Here is a 15,688-nt window from a genome sequence, read left to right as displayed (position 1 = left end):
AACTTTATGTAATGTCAAAGCCGCGTGATCTTCTCGATGAGCCCCGTTGTCGAGTAGCCCTGCTCGTAAGGGATCACCTCCACGCTTCCCCCCCACCCCATGACTTCTTTGGCCCCCACGATGGTGTCGATATTGTAGTCCCCGCCCTTGGCAAGCACGTCGGGGCGGATGGCTTTGATGAGCTCGATGGGCGTGGGTTCGTCGAACAGGATAACGGCGTCGACTACCTCCAAAGCGGCCAGCAGCAGGAGACGGTCTCCTTCCTTGTTGACGGGGCGCTGGGGACCCTTGAGGCGGCGGGTGCCGGCATCGGTGTTGACGCCGACAATCAGGTAGTCCCCAAACGACGCCGCCTTCCCAAGACAATCGATGTGCCCCCGGTGAAGGATGTCGAAGCAGCCGTTGGTGAATACGATCCTGCGGCTCAGGAAACGCTCCCTTTCCACCTCCGGGAGGAGGGTTTCCAGGGAATGCATTTTACTGGCCGTATGCGGGTAATTCTTCATCTCTTGACGATTTAGCCTTGGAGGCAAGCCCCACGAATGAAATGATGCCGCTGATGACAACGAGAAGGGTCGGTACGATCCACAACAGGTTACCGGCCGCCAGCGCGACACCGTCCGGGATGGAATAGAACATCAGGGTCCGCTGCACCAGGAGCGGATAGGCGCCCAGACCGCCTTGGGTAACGATCATGCCGATGCTGCCCACCCCCAGGACGCTCAGGGCTTCTTTGATCCCCAGACCGTCGAGCTCCCGGAAGGAATACATCCCAAGCCGGGTACACACCAGGTACAGGGTCCAGATCAGGACGGTGTGGAAAAGGAACCAGCCCTTCTTCTTCATCAACCGGACGCGGACGATGCCCGCCCACATACCCGTAAGGATCTTGCGCGCCCAGGCCACGACCTTGTTTTCCTTAAATCGAATAAACACGTAGACCGCCACAGCGGCTACGAGAGCGAAGCTGAGCAGGAACCATACAAGCAGGTGGTGTTCCTTGCCCTGCCCGTTCCGGAACTGACCCAGCACAAAGTCATTGAGCTCCTTTGCCTGTAGAGAAAATGCCAGGAAGAAAACGATGATCAGGCATATCACGTCGAAGATCCGCTCTACGATGATGGTCCCCAGGAGCTGTTCGATGGGTATCTTTTCGTGTCTGCCCAGGACGGAACAACGGACCACTTCGCCCAGGCGAGGCAAGGCCAGGTTGGTCAGATACCCGATGAGGACGGCAAAAAAAACGTTCAGCGTGACCGGCTTGTATCCCAACGGAGCAATCATGATCTTCCAGCGCACGGCCCGGCTCCAGTGGCTCAGCAGGTACAGGATGCAGATAGGGATCAGCAGAAAATACCGCGCCTGCCCCAATGCGCCCTTGATCTCGGTCCACTTTTCAGGGGTGATGTTGTGGATGGGTATCCAGGCCAGCACGATACCGAAGATCAGAAAAAAGGCGTACCGGAGAACAAGCAGGATTTTTTTACGCATAGCCTAATTTACGCCTTATAATCGATTTCCATCTTTTGGAAAGACGAGCCAAGGCTTAAAAGTCTTTGCGGTGTCGAAGTCCATGCGCGCATACGAGATCACGACGACGACGTCACCGGCCATGCCCTGACGGGCCGCGGGGCCATTGAGACAAACCACGCCGGAGCCGCGCTTGCCCTTGATGACATAGGTTTCCAAACGGGAACCGTTATTGACATTGACAACCTGTACCTTTTCGTTTTCGATGATGTTGGCCGCGTCCATCAGGTCCTCATCCAACGTCAGGCTCCCTACATAATTGAGGTTGGCCTCGGTGATCACTGCCCGGTGGATCTTTGATTTTAGTACTTCAATATCCATAAGGCCGCAAAGTTACAACAACTTCAGTATTGCTGTGCCTCCGGCACAGCCCCCGAAGGGGAAATAATTAGCGAAGTTGGCGCCAAAGCGCTAAATTTCACGAGGAGCGCTTTGGCGCCAACACCTCGTTGTCGATGAGACGGACCTCACCCCAAAAAGCGGCGATGAGGGCGACAGCGGGGGCGCGCCCGTCCCAGCTTTCCAGCAGTTGAAGCGTAGTGCCGTCAGCGATTTCTACGTAGTCCACGCGGAAGCCCTTGGCTTCCAGGGAGGCGCGGGCCTCGGCCGTAATGGGCGCGAGCGGCGCAGCCGCGGCCTCCGGCGCAGCGCCGCTGCCGCGCCGCGCGGGCGCGCTGCCCAACGGTGCGGCGAGCACCTCCGAGACCCGGCGCCGGATCATTTCGAGCGCCTCATAGATGGCCGTCGCCCCCTCCCGGTGCACCGCATCAAGCCGCAAATTGCGGCTGCTCATGGCGAGCCCGTCCGCTTCGCGTCGAATCGGACAGACGACCAAAACGACAGGAAGCTGCTCCAGCTCGATCAACCGCCGTATGACCATACATTGCTGGTAATCCTTCTGCCCCATGTACAAATCATCCGGCTGGACAATGCGGAGCAGCCGTTCCACCACCTGGCAAACCCCCTGGAAGTGCCCCGGGCGATAGGCCCCTTCGAGCACGGTTTCCAGGTACCCCAAATCATAGTGTTTCGTTAAAACTACACCGGTGGGATAAATTTCGGAAACGGACGGCAGGAAGAGCACGTCCACACCCGCCTGTTCCAACAACAGGATATCGCTTTCGATCGTCTTCGGGTATTTCTGGAAGTCGGCGGGGTCGTTGAACTGGGTGGGGTTGACAAAGACGCTACACACGGTGAAACGTCCGCCGGCCTTGGCTTCCCGGATCAGGGAGGCGTGTCCGTCGTGGAGGGCGCCCATCGTTGGGATAAAGCCTAAGCGGGGCCCCCGGGGGCGGCTGGAGAGATAGGCGCGCAGATCGGCAACCGTCTTGCAAATGACCATAATCAAAAAATAACTACCTTTGCACTCATTTTGTCAGGTAACAATTCCTTAACTTAACCTAAATGCCAGCAAAGAAACGGATTTTATTCATAGCCAACGAAATGTCTCCTTATTTGGAGGAAACGGAGTTCTCCGCGGTCATCAATCAGTTGGCTATCAAAGCAAATGATAACGGTTTCGAAGTGCGCTGCATCATGCCCCGTTTCGGCATGATCAATGAAAGGAGGCACCGCCTCCACGAAGTAGTCCGGCTTTCAGGGATTAATGTTTCGGTCGACAATGACGACTACCCGCTCCAGATCAAGGTAGCCTCCTTACCCAACGCCCGTCTGCAGGTGTATTTCCTGGACAATGAAGACTTTTTCAAGCGTAAAGGGGTTCTTTGCGACGAATCGGACAAGTGGTACGAGGACAACGATCTCAGGACGATCTTTTTTTGCAAGGGGGCCCTGGAAACGGTCAAGAAATTCGGCTGGCCCCCGGACATCATCCATTGCGCCGGCTGGATGACGGGTCTGATTCCCCTTTACCTGAAGACGGCGTACAAAAAGGAACCCGTGTTCAACCACACCAAAGTGGTCTTTACCATCGGCCAGAACACCTTCCAGGAAAGCCTGGGACCGGACCTGGTCAAAAAGGCGATCATCCATACCAATATCAAGGAAAAGGACCTGGACCCCTACAAGGAGGCCAATAATACGGCCCTTTTCCGGGGCGGCGCGACCTACGCGGACGCCGTGACTTTTGGGGCGGAAAAGGTAGACAAAAAGCTCCTGGAAGAGTTTGGGAAGGTCAAGGGCAAAAAGGTGCTGCCTTTCGACGTCAACCACCAGGAGGACCTGACGGACTATCTCCAGCTTTATCATGAACTCTCTAATGGTTAATCCCCTACTTTTGCAAAAAATAATTATCACTTACTATGCCTTATTTATTCACCAGTGAATCCGTGAGTGAAGGTCACCCGGATAAAGTGGCCGATCAAATTTCCGATGCGCTGATCGATAATTTCTTAGCCTGGGACCCTGATTCCAAAGTAGCATGCGAAACGCTGGTGACCACGGGGCAGGTGGTGCTTGCAGGGGAGGTCAAATCCAAGACCTACCTGGACGTACAAAAAATCGCCCGTGACGTGATCGCCAGGATCGGGTACACGAAAAGCGAGTACATGTTCGAGGCCAACTCGTGTGGGATCATTTCCGCTATCCACGAACAATCCGCGGACATCAACCGGGGCGTCGACAAAAAGGACAAGGAAGAACAAGGCGCGGGCGACCAGGGGATGATGTTCGGTTACGCGTCCAGCGAAACCAAGGACTTTATGCCGCTGCCGCTGGACCTCGCCCACAAGCTGCTCATTGAGCTGGCAGCCCTTCGCCGCGAGAACAAACAAATCAAATACCTGCGCCCGGACGCCAAGTCCCAGGTAACGATCGAATATTCCGACGATAACAAACCCGTACGCATAGACGCCATCGTCATCTCCACCCAGCACGACGAGTTCGACACGGACGAGAAGATGCAGGCCAAGATCAAAAGGGACGTGATCAACATCCTGATCCCGCGGGTTCAGGCCCAATACCCCGAGTACAAGCACCTGTTCAACAACAAGGTGAAGTACCACATCAACCCCACCGGCAAGTTCGTTATCGGCGGCCCGCACGGGGACACGGGGCTGACCGGCCGTAAGATCATCGTCGATACCTACGGGGGCCGTGGTGCCCACGGGGGCGGCGCGTTCAGCGGCAAGGATCCTTCCAAGGTCGACCGCTCCGCGGCGTACGCCTGCCGGCACATTGCCAAGAACCTGGTCGCCGCCGGTGTCGCTTCCGAAGTCCTGGTACAGGTCTCCTACGCCATCGGCGTGGCCCAGCCCATGGGGATCTATGTCAATACCTTTGGCACGGCCAAGGTGGACCTGACCGACGGCAAGATCGCCAAACAGGTCGAAACGCTGTTCGACATGCGTCCCTACGCCATCGAAACCCGGCTCAAGCTGCGCAGCCCGATCTATTCCGAAACCGCCGCCTACGGGCACATGGGCCGGAAGAACGAGACGGTCACCAAGGGCTTTAAGGGGTCTGATGGGAAGGAAAAGAAAGTCAAGGTGGAGCTCTTCACCTGGGAAAAGCTCGACATGGTCAAAGAGATAAAAAAGGCCTTCGGCCTGAAATAAATAAAAGCCCCCGCAAAAACGGGGGCTTCCTTTTTACAGGAGGACCACACTTATGTCCATTCACACCGAAGTCAAACGCATCACCACGCATACCCTTCAGCGCATGAAGCAGAAGGGCGAGAAGATCGCCATGCTTACCGCCTACGATTATTCTTTTGCCCGTCTCCTCGACGAGGCGGGGATAGACGTCCTGCTGGTGGGCGATTCGGCCTCCAACGTCATGGCCGGGCACGAAACGACCCTTCCCATCACCCTGGACCAGATGATCTATCACGCGGCCAGCGTGGTTCGCGGCGCAAAGCGGAGCCTGGTCCTGGTAGACCTGCCCTTTGGTCACTACCAGGGCAACTCGAAGGAGGCGCTCCAGTCCACCATCCGCATCATGAAGGAGACCGGCGCCCATGGGATCAAACTGGAAGGCGGGGAAGAGATCCTGGAATCCGTCAAACGCATCCTCACGGCCGGTGTCCCTGTCATGGGTCACCTGGGACTGACACCCCAGTCCATCTACAAGTTCGGGACCTATAACGTCCGGGCCCAGGAGGAGGCGGAAGCCGAAAAGTTGCGCCGGGACGCGCTGCTCCTGGAGGAAGCCGGGTGTTTTGCCTTGGTCCTGGAAAAAATCCCCGCCCAACTGGCGACAGAGGTCAGCCAATCCCTCCGCATCCCCACGATCTCGATCGGGGCCGGCGGCGGTTGCGACGGCCAGGTCCTGGTCATGCACGACATGCTCGGGATCAATAACGAGTTCAATCCCAGGTTTTTACGCAGATACGCAGACCTCTATGCGGTGGTGAATGGCGCCGTGAAGCAGTACATCAAAGACGTCCGCTCGGGTGATTTCCCCAACGAGTCCGAACAGTACTGAGTTTTCACCGATATAACCCCTACATTCATCTAGAATTTTTTAACCCGCTTGCTGGTAGGCTTACCTTGCAAGCACATCGTGTTACGGATAATGAAGATTAAGATGTTAACCGCGGCTTTTGGCATTTGCCTGGCCTCCGCCTGTTCCCCGTCCCACGTCATGACACAGAATGAGCACGCCTTGCCCATAGCGCCTCCCAACCTCGTCATGGACGGGAAGGCCAGCGATTGGAAAGGGATTCCTTTTTCCCTTGACCCCGGGACCACGATGCGGTACGCACTGGCCAACGACAGTGCCAACCTTTATCTCTGTCTGACGTCCACCAACCCCAGCCTGGAGGACAAGATCTTCCGCATGGGGTTGAAGGTCTATCTGGATACCACCGGGAGCCGCAGGGAGGCCACGGGCATCCAGTTCCCCATGCCGGTTGACGGGAACGCCCTCCAGGCGATCGCGGCAACGAGCAAAGGGGACAGCAGGGTGGAAGCTGAAAAATACCACCAGTTTATCCGGCTCCAGGAAAACCAGTATGAGACCTTTGGCTGGGCGTCCGGCAACGGATTGAATGCGATGGGCAGCCAGGACATGCTCACCATCGGTTTTACCCTCGACGCCGAAGACATCCTGATCTACGAGATCAAAATACCGTTGAAAAGCCTCTACGGAGATCCGGTCCCGCCCACGGCCTTTACCCGGCCGTTGTCCATCGGGTTGTACATCGACGGTATCCCCCGGTCGGAAGACCCGAATGCACCGATCGCCTCGGAGATCGGACAGCCCGGCGCCAACATGACGGGGGCGCGGATCAACGTAGGCAGAGGCGGACGGTTGTCCACGAATCCTTATTCACTCCAGAACGAGCAGTTGTTTAAACCACAGCGCGCCTGGATAAAATGTATGTTGGCAAAGCAATGAAAAAAGAGTGGGTATCAGGCCGGATCATTTTAAACATCGTCCTACACGTGGCGGCCTGGTCCGCATTTACCGTCCTGCTTTACCTCCTCATGAACGGCAACCTCAAGACGCCGAATGAACTGGCGCTGAAAAACAATCCCTATTACATCTTCAACCAGGTCTTTACCAATGCGTTCCTGGTCATGTTCTATTACCTGAACGCATTCGTGCTCATCCCGCGGTTCCTGGCCAACAAACGCATCCTGCTCTACGCACTGATCGTGATCGGGCTGCTGGCCATCTATCTATACGTGCCCGAGTATGTCTTCGTCAACTTCATCACGCACCACCACCCCGCTCCCCCACCCGGGATGCCACCCGGAGGTCCGCCGCGGCGCCGTTTCCGCATCTTCCCCTACTTAGGATCGGCGGCGCTTTTCCTGCTTGTCCTGGTGATCAGCTCCGGCTCGAAGATCCTTCAGCAATGGTTTGCCGCCGAACGACAGAAGGAAAAGGCGGAAAAGGAAACCCTGCGGACCGAGCTCTCGCTGCTCAAATCTCAGATCAACCCGCACTTCCTTTTCAATACGCTGAACAACATTTATGCGATGGCCATCACCGACTCCGTACACACGGCCGACGCGGTGATGAAGCTCTCGCAGATCATGCGGTATATCCTCCAGGAGGCCGACCACGAACTGGTGCCCCTCCAAAAGGACCTCGAATTCCTGCAACGCTATATCGAGCTCCAGCAGTTCCGGCTCAGCGACAAGGTAGACCTGAAATACCAGGTATCCGGTGACGGGCAACTCCTCCGGATCGCGCCCCTCCTCATGATCCCTTTTATCGAAAACGCTTTCAAATACGGCGTTAGCGCCCGCGAAAAAAGCTCCATCAAGATCGACATCCAGATCAGGGAAAATATCGTTACCTTATGGGTAGAGAACACCAAACACGCCGTCAACACCATGGGCGCCATGGAGAATACCGGTATCGGGATCAACAACGCCCGCAGGCGGCTGGCGCTCCTCTACCCCGACCGGCATGAACTCACGATCCGGGACACCCCGTCCCTCTTTGTGGTCACCTTAAAAATCACTTGCGGATGATCTCCTGCATTGCGATAGACGACGAGCCGCTGGCCCTGGAAGTCCTCAAAAAGTACGTACAAAAGATTTATTTCCTGGAGCTCAAAGGGACGTTTACCGACCCCGACGAAGCCCTGAATTTTATCCGCCAGGAAAAACCAGAGCTCATCTTCCTCGACATACAAATGCCCGACGTCAGCGGCATCCAGCTTGCGGGCCAGATCCAGCAATACAACCCCGCGGTGATCTTTACCACCGCCTACAGCGAATACGCCGTCGACGGCTTTAACGTAGACGCCGTCGACTACCTCGTCAAGCCCATTGAATACGAACGCTTCCTAAAGGCCGTCTACAAGGCCAAGGAATACCTGGAGTTCGTCCAGACCCGGGACATCGCCAACGCCTCCATCTTTGTCAAGTCAGACTACCAGCAGGTCAAGGTCAAGCTCAGCGACGTCCTCCTCATCGAAGCCCTCGACGACTTTATAAAGATTTACCTCCCCGAAAAAACGCTCATCACGCTGATGACCCTAAAGGCCATCCAGGCCAAGCTCCCCGAAAAGGAGTTTGTCCGCATCCATCGTTCTTACATCGTCCCCCTCAGCAAGCTCGAAGTCGTGAGCCGCGCCAAGGTCAAGGTCGGCGACAAGGAAGTACCCATCGGCGCCAGCTATAGCGACGCCTTTTTTGCTTTACTCAACGGAAAATTCTAATGGTTTTGATCATAGGCGCCGGGGCCTCAGGGCTCATGGCGGCGCGACACCTCACTACTTTAGGTATCCCCGTCCGGGTCCTTGAAGCCCGGGACCGCATCGGGGGCCGTATATGCACCGTTTCAGAAGGTTTCTCCTTCCCCGTGGAGCACGGGGCGGAGTTTGTACACGGCGACCTGCCGCTGACACGCTCATTGCTTCGCTCGGCGGGGATTCCTATGGTGCCCGCGGGGGGGCGTATGGTGCGATCGTCCTCAGGGCGGTGGGTTTCGTCTGATATGTTTGATTGGGAGCGGGTGCTCGGGGCGATGCTTTCGCTTTCCTCTGACATGCCGCTTGTTGATTTCCTGGACAGGCACTTCGCCTCCGACGCCGCCACGTACAATGCTGTCCGCGGCTTTGCCGAGGGGTATGACCTGGCGGACATCCGCTTCGTGAGTACGTTGGCGCTGGCGCGGGAGTGGAGCCGGGAGGAGGGTGCGCAGCACCGCATTCGCGGGGGGTATGGGGCGCTCATCGGGTTTCTCGCGGCTTCGGTGCCGTCTATCCATACCGGAATCCCCGTGGGGTCCATTTCCTGGTCGCAAGGGCAGGTGTCTGCCGGAGGCTTCTCCGGCGACGCCGTATTGGTGACCGTTCCACTGGGGGTGCTCCAGGCGGGCGCTATTGACTTCTCCCCCGCCCTGCCCGCTTACTTAGCCGCTTCGCGCGCGCTCGGGTATGGTACCGTCACGAAGATCCTCCTCGAATTCGAGCGCCCGTTTTGGAAAGATGCCGTTCCTGGCGCCGGTTTTATCCTTAGCGACCAACCGGTGCCCACCTGGTGGACCCAGGCACCGTTCGATACACCCTTGCTCACGGGTTGGTGGCGGGGGTCGCACCCCGGTGTGGACGTCGTCGGGCTGTCGCTTCAATCACTTTCAGGAATATTTGGAGCCCTGCCTCCGCTGCGTGCATCCCGCGTGGATGACTGGCAGTTGGATCCGTTTTCTTTGGGCGCCTATTCCTACCCTCGTGTGGGCGAGTCGCCCCATCGCGCCCTGCTCAATACACCGGTGTCAGACACCGTGTTCTTTGCCGGCGAGGGGCTGTATGACGGGGATGATACGCCCGGAACGGTGGAGGCCGCGCTTTGCAGCGGGCTGGCGGCGGCGGAAAAAATCGCCGCAGTTTTTGCGGGGAAGGCGCGGGGATAGACGCTGCACGCGCTCCTGCAGCGCGGGTTAGGCGCTCCCGCGGCGCGCGTTTATTTCGTACATTGCGGCCTATGGAATTCCTAAAACACCTTTCTATCCAGCCCCACAACCCTGGTGTGTCCACCGGTACGAAGTGGTTTGAGGGCGCCGGCGCGCGCCTCTCTTCATACTCTCCTGTAGACGGTAAGCTGATCGCCACCACCGGTGCCGCTGACCGGGAAACCTACGACCAGGCCATCGCCCAGGCTCGCCAGGCATTCGCGGTCTGGCGGAACTGGCCCGCACCCCGCCGGGGCGAGGTCGTCCGCCGCATCGGTGAGTCCCTGCGTGCCCATAAGGACGACCTCGGCAAACTCGTTTCTTACGAGATGGGCAAAAGCCTCCAGGAAGGATGGGGAGAGGTCCAGGAAATGATCGACATCTGCGACCTCGCCGTCGGTATGAGCCGCCAGCTTCACGGGCTCACCATGCACAGCGAACGCGCCGCGCACCGGATGTATGAACAGTGGCACCCCCTCGGAATCGTCGGGATCATCTCCGCCTTTAATTTCCCCGTCGCCGTTTGGAGCTGGAACGCCATGATCGCCTGGGTCTGTGGCGACGTTTGTGTCTGGAAACCCTCCGAAAAAACGCCCCTCAGCGCGATCGCCTGCCAGCACATCGCCGCCGGGGTTTTTAAGGAAATGGGCGTCCCCGAAGGCGTCAGCGTCCTCGTAAACGGCGGCCTCGACGTCGGCCAGTGGCTCGCCGCCGATACCCGGATCCCCCTCGTGTCCGCCACCGGTTCCACCCGTATGGGTAAAGCGGTAGGAACCACCGTTGCCACCAGGCTGGGCCGTTCTTTGCTCGAACTCGGAGGCAACAACGCCATCATCATCACGGAAAACGCCGACCTCGATATAGCCATCCGCGCCGCGGTCTTCGGCGCCGTAGGAACCGCGGGGCAGCGATGCACCACGACCCGGCGGCTGATCGTCCACGAAAACGTCTACGACGCCGTGCTTTCCCGCTTGCGCAACGCCTATGCCCACTTGCACATCGGCGACCCCCTCGACCCGGCTAACCACGTCGGGCCGTTAATTGATAAGGATGCCGTGACCAACTATTTGTCCGCTTTGGATGCCGTCCGCGCCGCGGGAGGCTCTTTCGCCGTCGAAGGCGGTGTGCTCTCCGGTCCGGGTTACGAGAGCGGCTGCTACGTCAAACCTTGTATCGCCGAAGCCCGCAACGACTTCGACATCGTGCAACACGAAACTTTTGCCCCTATATTATACCTCATACGTTTCAAAACCCTCGAAGAAGCCATCGCCTTCCAAAATGACGTACCCCAGGGGCTATCGTCTTCCATCATGACCCTCAACCTCCGCGAAGCCGAACGCTTCCTCTCCGCCGCGGGCAGCGACTGCGGCATCGCCAACGTCAATATAGGGACCTCCGGGGCCGAGATCGGCGGTGCATTTGGCGGGGAAAAGGAAACCGGCGGCGGCCGGGAGTCCGGGAGTGATGCCTGGAAGGCGTATATGCGGAGACAGACGAATACGATCAACTACGACACCCAACTACCGCTCGCGCAGGGGATCAAGTTCGATATTTAGGCTGCCGCCGCCAGGCGCCCTTCACGAGGTCACGTCGAGCGGCTTATGCCCGCCACGGTGCGGCGCCGCCGCAAAAAAAAACGGATGCCCGTTCACCGGACACCCGTCGATGATGATTGCAAAGGTATATGAAGACATGCAAGGATGCATGATGCGGAGGGTGGCAAAGAGGAGGGTACGGATCTCATGTCTGATAGCCGTTGCATAAGAAGAGAAAGGAATTCTGCTATCGCCCGGTTGCAAGGTCTTCCATGTGTACTTTGCGCCCGGTCGACACACTTTAGCTGCCGGCACCCAGGGCGATAGCAGAATATATATAGAGCGAAGAAAGGTGGAGCGGTTGTTTCAGCACACGACCGCTGGAACGTTACCAGCGGTCATGTTGCTGAAATCACAAAACAAAAAAACGCCGATAGATATCATTACCCACTTTTGCCTTAGTTGATGATACAAAGTTAGCGCTCGTCGAAGCGGCAGGCCTTTCTTTAAGGGATAAAAAACTGCTCAAATCGGATGATTATCGTTTCCTCAATGAACCCGGTGAGCCTCCGAAGTTCTTCCGGAACGCCGTAATGAAATTGCTGATGTTCCGGTATCCCGTCATATACGCTATATCCATGATAGGTATATTCGTATCCTCCAAAAGCGATTTGGCGCGCTCCATGCGTGCGCTCATGAAATAATTGAAGATCGTCGTCCCATACACCTGCTTGAACCCCTTCTTCAACTTATAATCATTCAAACCCACACGGTGCGCGAGTTCCACGATGGTCAGCGGGTTGTCCATATTTTGGATCAGCAGCTCCGCGGCCTCCTTGATTCTTTCGATGTCATACGGCCGAAGTACGATGCGCGCCGCCGTATTCGTGTGAAAGTGCCCCACTTTATCCAACGCCTGTATCAGCAACTCGATTACTTTAGCCTCCACGTAAAGGTGCTTCACCTGTTCCGAAAAGTCCCCATAGAGGATATCGTGCGTGATCCCCATCATCTGGATATTGGCATAGTTGTATACGTCGCTCAACAAGGCCGGCGTACCGTCCTGGGCAGACTGAAGGAAAAGATCCAAAAAGGGGAAATGGGGCGCGAGCTTTTCCAGGTAGGACGGCTCAAAAGTAATCACCAGGGTGGTGTACTCGCTATTCTCCTGCAGGTCGCAACGCGTTTCCCACGTAGGGGTGTAAAATAAGTTGAATTGCTTCTCCAACATCAACACCTCCCCCAGCCCCGCCCGGAAGAAGCGGATGTTGTTTTTGCAGGCCAGCTGAAATTCCAATACAGGAACATCCAGCTTCGCCTCCAAGGTGACGTTCCGGTCACATATATAATGGCTGTACACGATGGTAAAGCCGCCTCCCTTCAATTCATGGAAAATCATTTTTCCAAACGGCGCTGTGGCCGAAACCGATGGTACCCCTGGAAGTACATAGTTCTGAAGGGAGGGCGGCACTCCCGGTTCGAAGACCAATGTACTACCGTCACTGGCGGTGATGCTCAAATCCATTTGTTGTCCCTGTTTCGCTAAGTATGAATGAATGATTCGTTATTTCATTTCATGGATTCAAGTAGCCTTTAGCAAGTGGTGTATTTCATGAGCGCATTTTTTATTGAGAAGTCAGGACGACTAAAGTAACAAAGTAATTCAATTATTCAAATTATGACATCCCTAAAATTTTAAAAACCGATTAGTAAGAACTCCATATTTTATATCAATTTCCCTTGACACCCTCCGGTTATTCTACTACGTATTTCCACCGATTCCCCATCTGTATACACCATGCTAAACCAATTAAGCACCTGATTTTGCCCTACCCCCTTTCTTTTCCATGACAAAGGCTCAGTATTTACACTTAGGTATTTCACCCCAAAGCATAGGCTGCAAAAAAAAAGCCGCCCTTGCGGGGCGGCCTTTATTTTTCCTTTAACAATTACCATATTTTAACCCTGGCCGTGTCAGGCAGATACATTTTATCCCCCGGCTTTACGCCAAATACCTCATAAAATGCATCCACATCGGCAAACGGCCCGTTGACCCGGAACTGCGCCGGCGAGTGCACATCCGTCAGCAACTGCCGCGCCAGCAGCTCCTTCTTCTCGTGCTCCAGCCATCCCAGGGCATACCCCAGGAAATACCGCTGCTGGGGCGTCAACCCTCCGATCTTCTCCCCTTTCTTGTATTGCTCCGTTTGCTGGAACGCATCCCAACCCAGCAAAACACCGCCCAGGTCCGCGATATTTTCGCCCAGCGTTGCCTTACCGTTGATATGCATTGTATCCACCGGAACATACCCGTTAAACTGCCGGACCATCACATCCGCCCGTTTTGTAAACTGGATACTGTCCTCCGGCGACCACCACGACTTCAGGTTCCCCTGCGCGTCAAACTGCCGCCCCTCGTCGTCAAACCCGTGTGTAATCTCGTGACCGATCGTCGACGCCCCTGCGTATCCATAGACCAAGGCATCGTCCAGCTCCTCATCCCTCATCCCCGGCACTGTAAAGATTCCCGCCGGCAATACGATCTCGTTATTGCTCGGGTTATAATACGCATTATATGTTTGCGGCGTCATCCCCCACTCATCCCTGTCCACCGGTTTGCCCAGCTTGTTGATTTCATATTGATTCCACCACTGCCTCGACGCCATGACGTTCCGGGCAAACGGCTGCGCCTTGATATCCATCGCCGAGAAATCCTTCCACTTGTCCGGGTACCCCACCTTCTTTTTTATTTTGGACAGTTTATCCAACGCCTTTTGTTTTGTCGAATCGCTCATCCACGTCAACTTTTCGATCCGGTGTTTATACGCCGTCCGGATCGCCTCCACCAAGTCCGAATACCGTTGTTTCGCCTTATCGTTAAAATATTCCTTCGCAAAAAGCTGCCCCAAGGCCTCCCCCATCGCGCCTTCTTCCACATCCAGCACCCGCTTCCACCGCGGCTTCATCCGCTCCAACCCATACATCAGCTTCCCATAAAAGTCAAAATTCGCCTCCGCAAAAGGCGCGCTCAGCAAAGACGCATACCCGTTGATCAGGCTCCAACGCAGGTAATCCTTCCACGTATCCAGCGACTCTTTTGTGAGTTCATTTTCCAACGTCCTGTAAAACTCCGGCTGACCCACGATCGCCGAATCCAGGTGGTTGATCCCGATGGCCTTCAGCCACCCACGCCAGTCGATCGACGGCGTCAGCGTCCCCAGCGCCTCCACCGAGTACTTATTATAGTTCCTATACGGATCCCTCAGGTCCTCCAGCTTGCGGCTATTCCTCGCCAGCGTCATCTCCAGCGTCATGATCGCCCTGCTGCTCTTCTCCGCCCTTACCGAATCATACCCCGCCAGCTGCAGCATTTTTTGTATATGCGGCGTATACGCCTCCCGGATTGTCGTCGTCCGCTTATCCGTATTGAAATAATAGTCCCGGTCCGGCAACCCCAGCCCCCCCTGATTCAGGTTATAGGCTTCCACGTCGCTGTTCTTCGAATCCTGCGACACCCCTTCGTCAAAACCCACATTCACCCCCTTGCAGTGAAGATCCGCCATGACCTTCACCAGGTCCTTTGTCGTTTTTATCCCATCGATCTCATCCAGCTCCGGTTTTATCGGGTTGATCCCCTCCTGATCCGCCTTTGCCGAGTCCATCCCGCTCTCCCAAAAATCCGCGATCTTCGCCGTGATCCCCCCATTCGCCCGGTCCTTCACCGCCTGCTCATTGATCGTCCGCTTCCTGATATACAATTCCTCATCCACCAGGTTCCCAATCCCCCACGCACTCTGATCCCCCGGAATCGGGTTCCCCTTTATCCACCCCCCGTTTGCATAATGAAAGAAGTCATCCCCCGGCCTCACCGTCGTATCCATGTTCACCGCCAGGATGTCCGGCTTTCCTTGTTCTTTACAAGCCGCCGCGGCGCATAGGCCCAGTATAATCGCGTACTTATACATCTAAAAAGATTTTAATTAAAAGTAAAAATATTGGCCGGTTTTGCGCTTTTTTTTGATAAATGGTTTCTTAAACCCTATTTTTGCACCTCTTTTACGGGATGTAGCGCAGCCCGGTAGCGCGCTTCGTTCGGGACGAAGAGGCCGCTGGTTCGAATCCAGTCATCCCGACAGAACAGGACAGGAGGTCATTGATGGCCTCCTGTTTTTCTTTATCGCCGCCTGGAGTATTGTTCAGGCTTGCAATTTGGGCGAAGACCTCGTTGACCTTGTCGGTTAGAAACTCTCCTTTTTCGCGGTTATAGCGTACTCCTTCGGGGAAGATCATTTTTTGGATTTGCTCCT

Annotated in this window: 14 protein-coding genes and 1 tRNA gene; 9 read left to right on the top strand and 6 right to left on the bottom strand. The window is 56.0% G+C overall.

Annotated elements, in window-relative coordinates:
- Nucleotides 1-14 precede the first annotated feature (14 nt).
- The 4 genes from rfaE2 to panC form a co-directional block, all read right to left on the bottom strand.
- On the bottom strand, nucleotides 15-506 hold the full coding sequence (gene rfaE2, locus EDB95_RS16145; protein WP_133994835.1) for a D-glycero-beta-D-manno-heptose 1-phosphate adenylyltransferase: 492 nt from the start codon (nucleotides 504-506) through the stop codon (nucleotides 15-17).
- On the bottom strand, nucleotides 478-1,491 hold the full coding sequence (locus tag EDB95_RS16140; RefSeq protein WP_133994834.1) for a lysylphosphatidylglycerol synthase transmembrane domain-containing protein: 1,014 nt from the start codon (nucleotides 1,489-1,491) through the stop codon (nucleotides 478-480). Before EDB95_RS16140 ends, rfaE2 begins: the two co-directional genes overlap by 29 nt.
- 15 nt (nucleotides 1,492-1,506) lie before the next feature.
- A complete protein-coding gene (gene panD, locus EDB95_RS16135; protein ID WP_133994833.1) occupies nucleotides 1,507-1,851 on the bottom strand; it encodes an aspartate 1-decarboxylase in 345 nt (114 codons plus the stop codon).
- A gap of 97 nt (nucleotides 1,852-1,948) precedes the next feature.
- Nucleotides 1,949-2,875 carry a pantoate--beta-alanine ligase gene (gene panC / locus EDB95_RS16130; protein WP_133994832.1) on the bottom strand — a complete coding sequence of 309 codons (927 nt, stop codon included), beginning with the start codon at nucleotides 2,873-2,875 and terminating at the stop codon, nucleotides 1,949-1,951.
- Between the two features lie 62 nt (nucleotides 2,876-2,937).
- On the opposite strand from panC, the gene EDB95_RS16125 reads away from it, so the two are divergent.
- From EDB95_RS16125 to amaB, 8 genes are all read left to right on the top strand, one after another.
- A complete protein-coding gene (locus EDB95_RS16125) occupies nucleotides 2,938-3,759 on the top strand; it encodes a glycogen/starch synthase (RefSeq protein WP_133994831.1) in 822 nt (273 codons plus the stop codon).
- Between the two features lie 35 nt (nucleotides 3,760-3,794).
- On the top strand, nucleotides 3,795-5,048 hold the full coding sequence (metK, locus tag EDB95_RS16120; protein ID WP_133994830.1) for a methionine adenosyltransferase: 1,254 nt from the start codon (nucleotides 3,795-3,797) through the stop codon (nucleotides 5,046-5,048).
- 52 nt (nucleotides 5,049-5,100) lie between these two features.
- Nucleotides 5,101-5,916, top strand: coding sequence for a 3-methyl-2-oxobutanoate hydroxymethyltransferase (gene panB, locus EDB95_RS16115; RefSeq protein ID WP_133994829.1), 816 nt, complete (start codon nucleotides 5,101-5,103; stop codon nucleotides 5,914-5,916).
- 90 nt (nucleotides 5,917-6,006) lie between these two features.
- Nucleotides 6,007-6,831, top strand: a complete 825-nt coding sequence (locus EDB95_RS16110) for a hypothetical protein (RefSeq protein WP_133994828.1) — start codon at nucleotides 6,007-6,009, stop codon at nucleotides 6,829-6,831.
- On the top strand, nucleotides 6,828-7,919 hold the full coding sequence (locus tag EDB95_RS16105; protein WP_162852631.1) for a sensor histidine kinase: 1,092 nt from the start codon (nucleotides 6,828-6,830) through the stop codon (nucleotides 7,917-7,919). The genes EDB95_RS16110 and EDB95_RS16105 overlap by 4 nt, the downstream gene beginning before the upstream one ends.
- Nucleotides 7,916-8,611: a LytR/AlgR family response regulator transcription factor gene (locus tag EDB95_RS16100; RefSeq protein ID WP_133994826.1), complete on the top strand. Its 696-nt coding sequence runs from the start codon at nucleotides 7,916-7,918 to the stop codon at nucleotides 8,609-8,611. The genes EDB95_RS16105 and EDB95_RS16100 overlap by 4 nt, the downstream gene beginning before the upstream one ends.
- 5 nt (nucleotides 8,612-8,616) lie before the next feature.
- Nucleotides 8,617-9,807: a flavin monoamine oxidase family protein gene (locus EDB95_RS16095; protein WP_162852630.1), complete on the top strand. Its 1,191-nt coding sequence runs from the start codon at nucleotides 8,617-8,619 to the stop codon at nucleotides 9,805-9,807.
- Nucleotides 9,808-9,878: 71 nt separating this feature from the next.
- Nucleotides 9,879-11,402, top strand: coding sequence for an L-piperidine-6-carboxylate dehydrogenase (gene amaB, locus EDB95_RS16090; RefSeq protein WP_133994824.1), 1,524 nt, complete (start codon nucleotides 9,879-9,881; stop codon nucleotides 11,400-11,402).
- A gap of 517 nt (nucleotides 11,403-11,919) precedes the next feature.
- Here the strand turns inward: amaB and EDB95_RS16085 are convergent.
- On the bottom strand, nucleotides 11,920-12,906 hold the full coding sequence (locus EDB95_RS16085) for a helix-turn-helix transcriptional regulator (protein WP_133994823.1): 987 nt from the start codon (nucleotides 12,904-12,906) through the stop codon (nucleotides 11,920-11,922).
- A gap of 424 nt (nucleotides 12,907-13,330) precedes the next feature.
- Nucleotides 13,331-15,346 (bottom strand): M13 family metallopeptidase, encoded by a 2,016-nt coding sequence (locus EDB95_RS16080; RefSeq protein ID WP_133994822.1) that lies wholly within the window; start codon nucleotides 15,344-15,346, stop codon nucleotides 13,331-13,333.
- Nucleotides 15,347-15,440: 94 nt separating this feature from the next.
- On the opposite strand from EDB95_RS16080, the gene EDB95_RS16075 reads away from it, so the two are divergent.
- Nucleotides 15,441-15,514: transfer RNA gene (locus tag EDB95_RS16075), tRNA-Pro, on the top strand.
- Nucleotides 15,515-15,688: the final 174 nt, after the last annotated feature.

The sequence above is a fragment of the Dinghuibacter silviterrae genome (assembly GCF_004366355.1).
Taxonomy (GTDB): Bacteria; Bacteroidota; Bacteroidia; order Chitinophagales; family Chitinophagaceae; genus Dinghuibacter; species Dinghuibacter silviterrae.
This window is presented reverse-complemented; position numbering and strand designations above follow the sequence as displayed.

Excerpts from the sequence above, each read along its gene's own strand:
- rfaE2 (WP_133994835.1), bottom strand. The coding sequence starts at position 506 with ATGAAGAATTACCCGCATACGGCCAGTAAAATGCATTCCCTGGAAACC.
- EDB95_RS16140 (WP_133994834.1), bottom strand. The coding sequence starts at position 1,491 with ATGCGTAAAAAAATCCTGCTTGTTCTCCGGTACGCCTTTTTTCTGATC.
- panD (WP_133994833.1), bottom strand. The coding sequence starts at position 1,851 with ATGGATATTGAAGTACTAAAATCAAAGATCCACCGGGCAGTGATCACC.
- panC (WP_133994832.1), bottom strand. The coding sequence starts at position 2,875 with ATGGTCATTTGCAAGACGGTTGCCGATCTGCGCGCCTATCTCTCCAGC.
- EDB95_RS16125 (WP_133994831.1), top strand. The coding sequence starts at position 2,938 with ATGCCAGCAAAGAAACGGATTTTATTCATAGCCAACGAAATGTCTCCT.
- metK (WP_133994830.1), top strand. The coding sequence starts at position 3,795 with ATGCCTTATTTATTCACCAGTGAATCCGTGAGTGAAGGTCACCCGGAT.
- panB (WP_133994829.1), top strand. The coding sequence starts at position 5,101 with ATGTCCATTCACACCGAAGTCAAACGCATCACCACGCATACCCTTCAG.
- EDB95_RS16110 (WP_133994828.1), top strand. The coding sequence starts at position 6,007 with ATGAAGATTAAGATGTTAACCGCGGCTTTTGGCATTTGCCTGGCCTCC.
- EDB95_RS16105 (WP_162852631.1), top strand. The coding sequence starts at position 6,828 with ATGAAAAAAGAGTGGGTATCAGGCCGGATCATTTTAAACATCGTCCTA.
- EDB95_RS16100 (WP_133994826.1), top strand. The coding sequence starts at position 7,916 with ATGATCTCCTGCATTGCGATAGACGACGAGCCGCTGGCCCTGGAAGTC.
- amaB (WP_133994824.1), top strand. The coding sequence starts at position 9,879 with ATGGAATTCCTAAAACACCTTTCTATCCAGCCCCACAACCCTGGTGTG.
- EDB95_RS16085 (WP_133994823.1), bottom strand. The coding sequence starts at position 12,906 with ATGGATTTGAGCATCACCGCCAGTGACGGTAGTACATTGGTCTTCGAA.
- EDB95_RS16080 (WP_133994822.1), bottom strand. The coding sequence starts at position 15,346 with ATGTATAAGTACGCGATTATACTGGGCCTATGCGCCGCGGCGGCTTGT.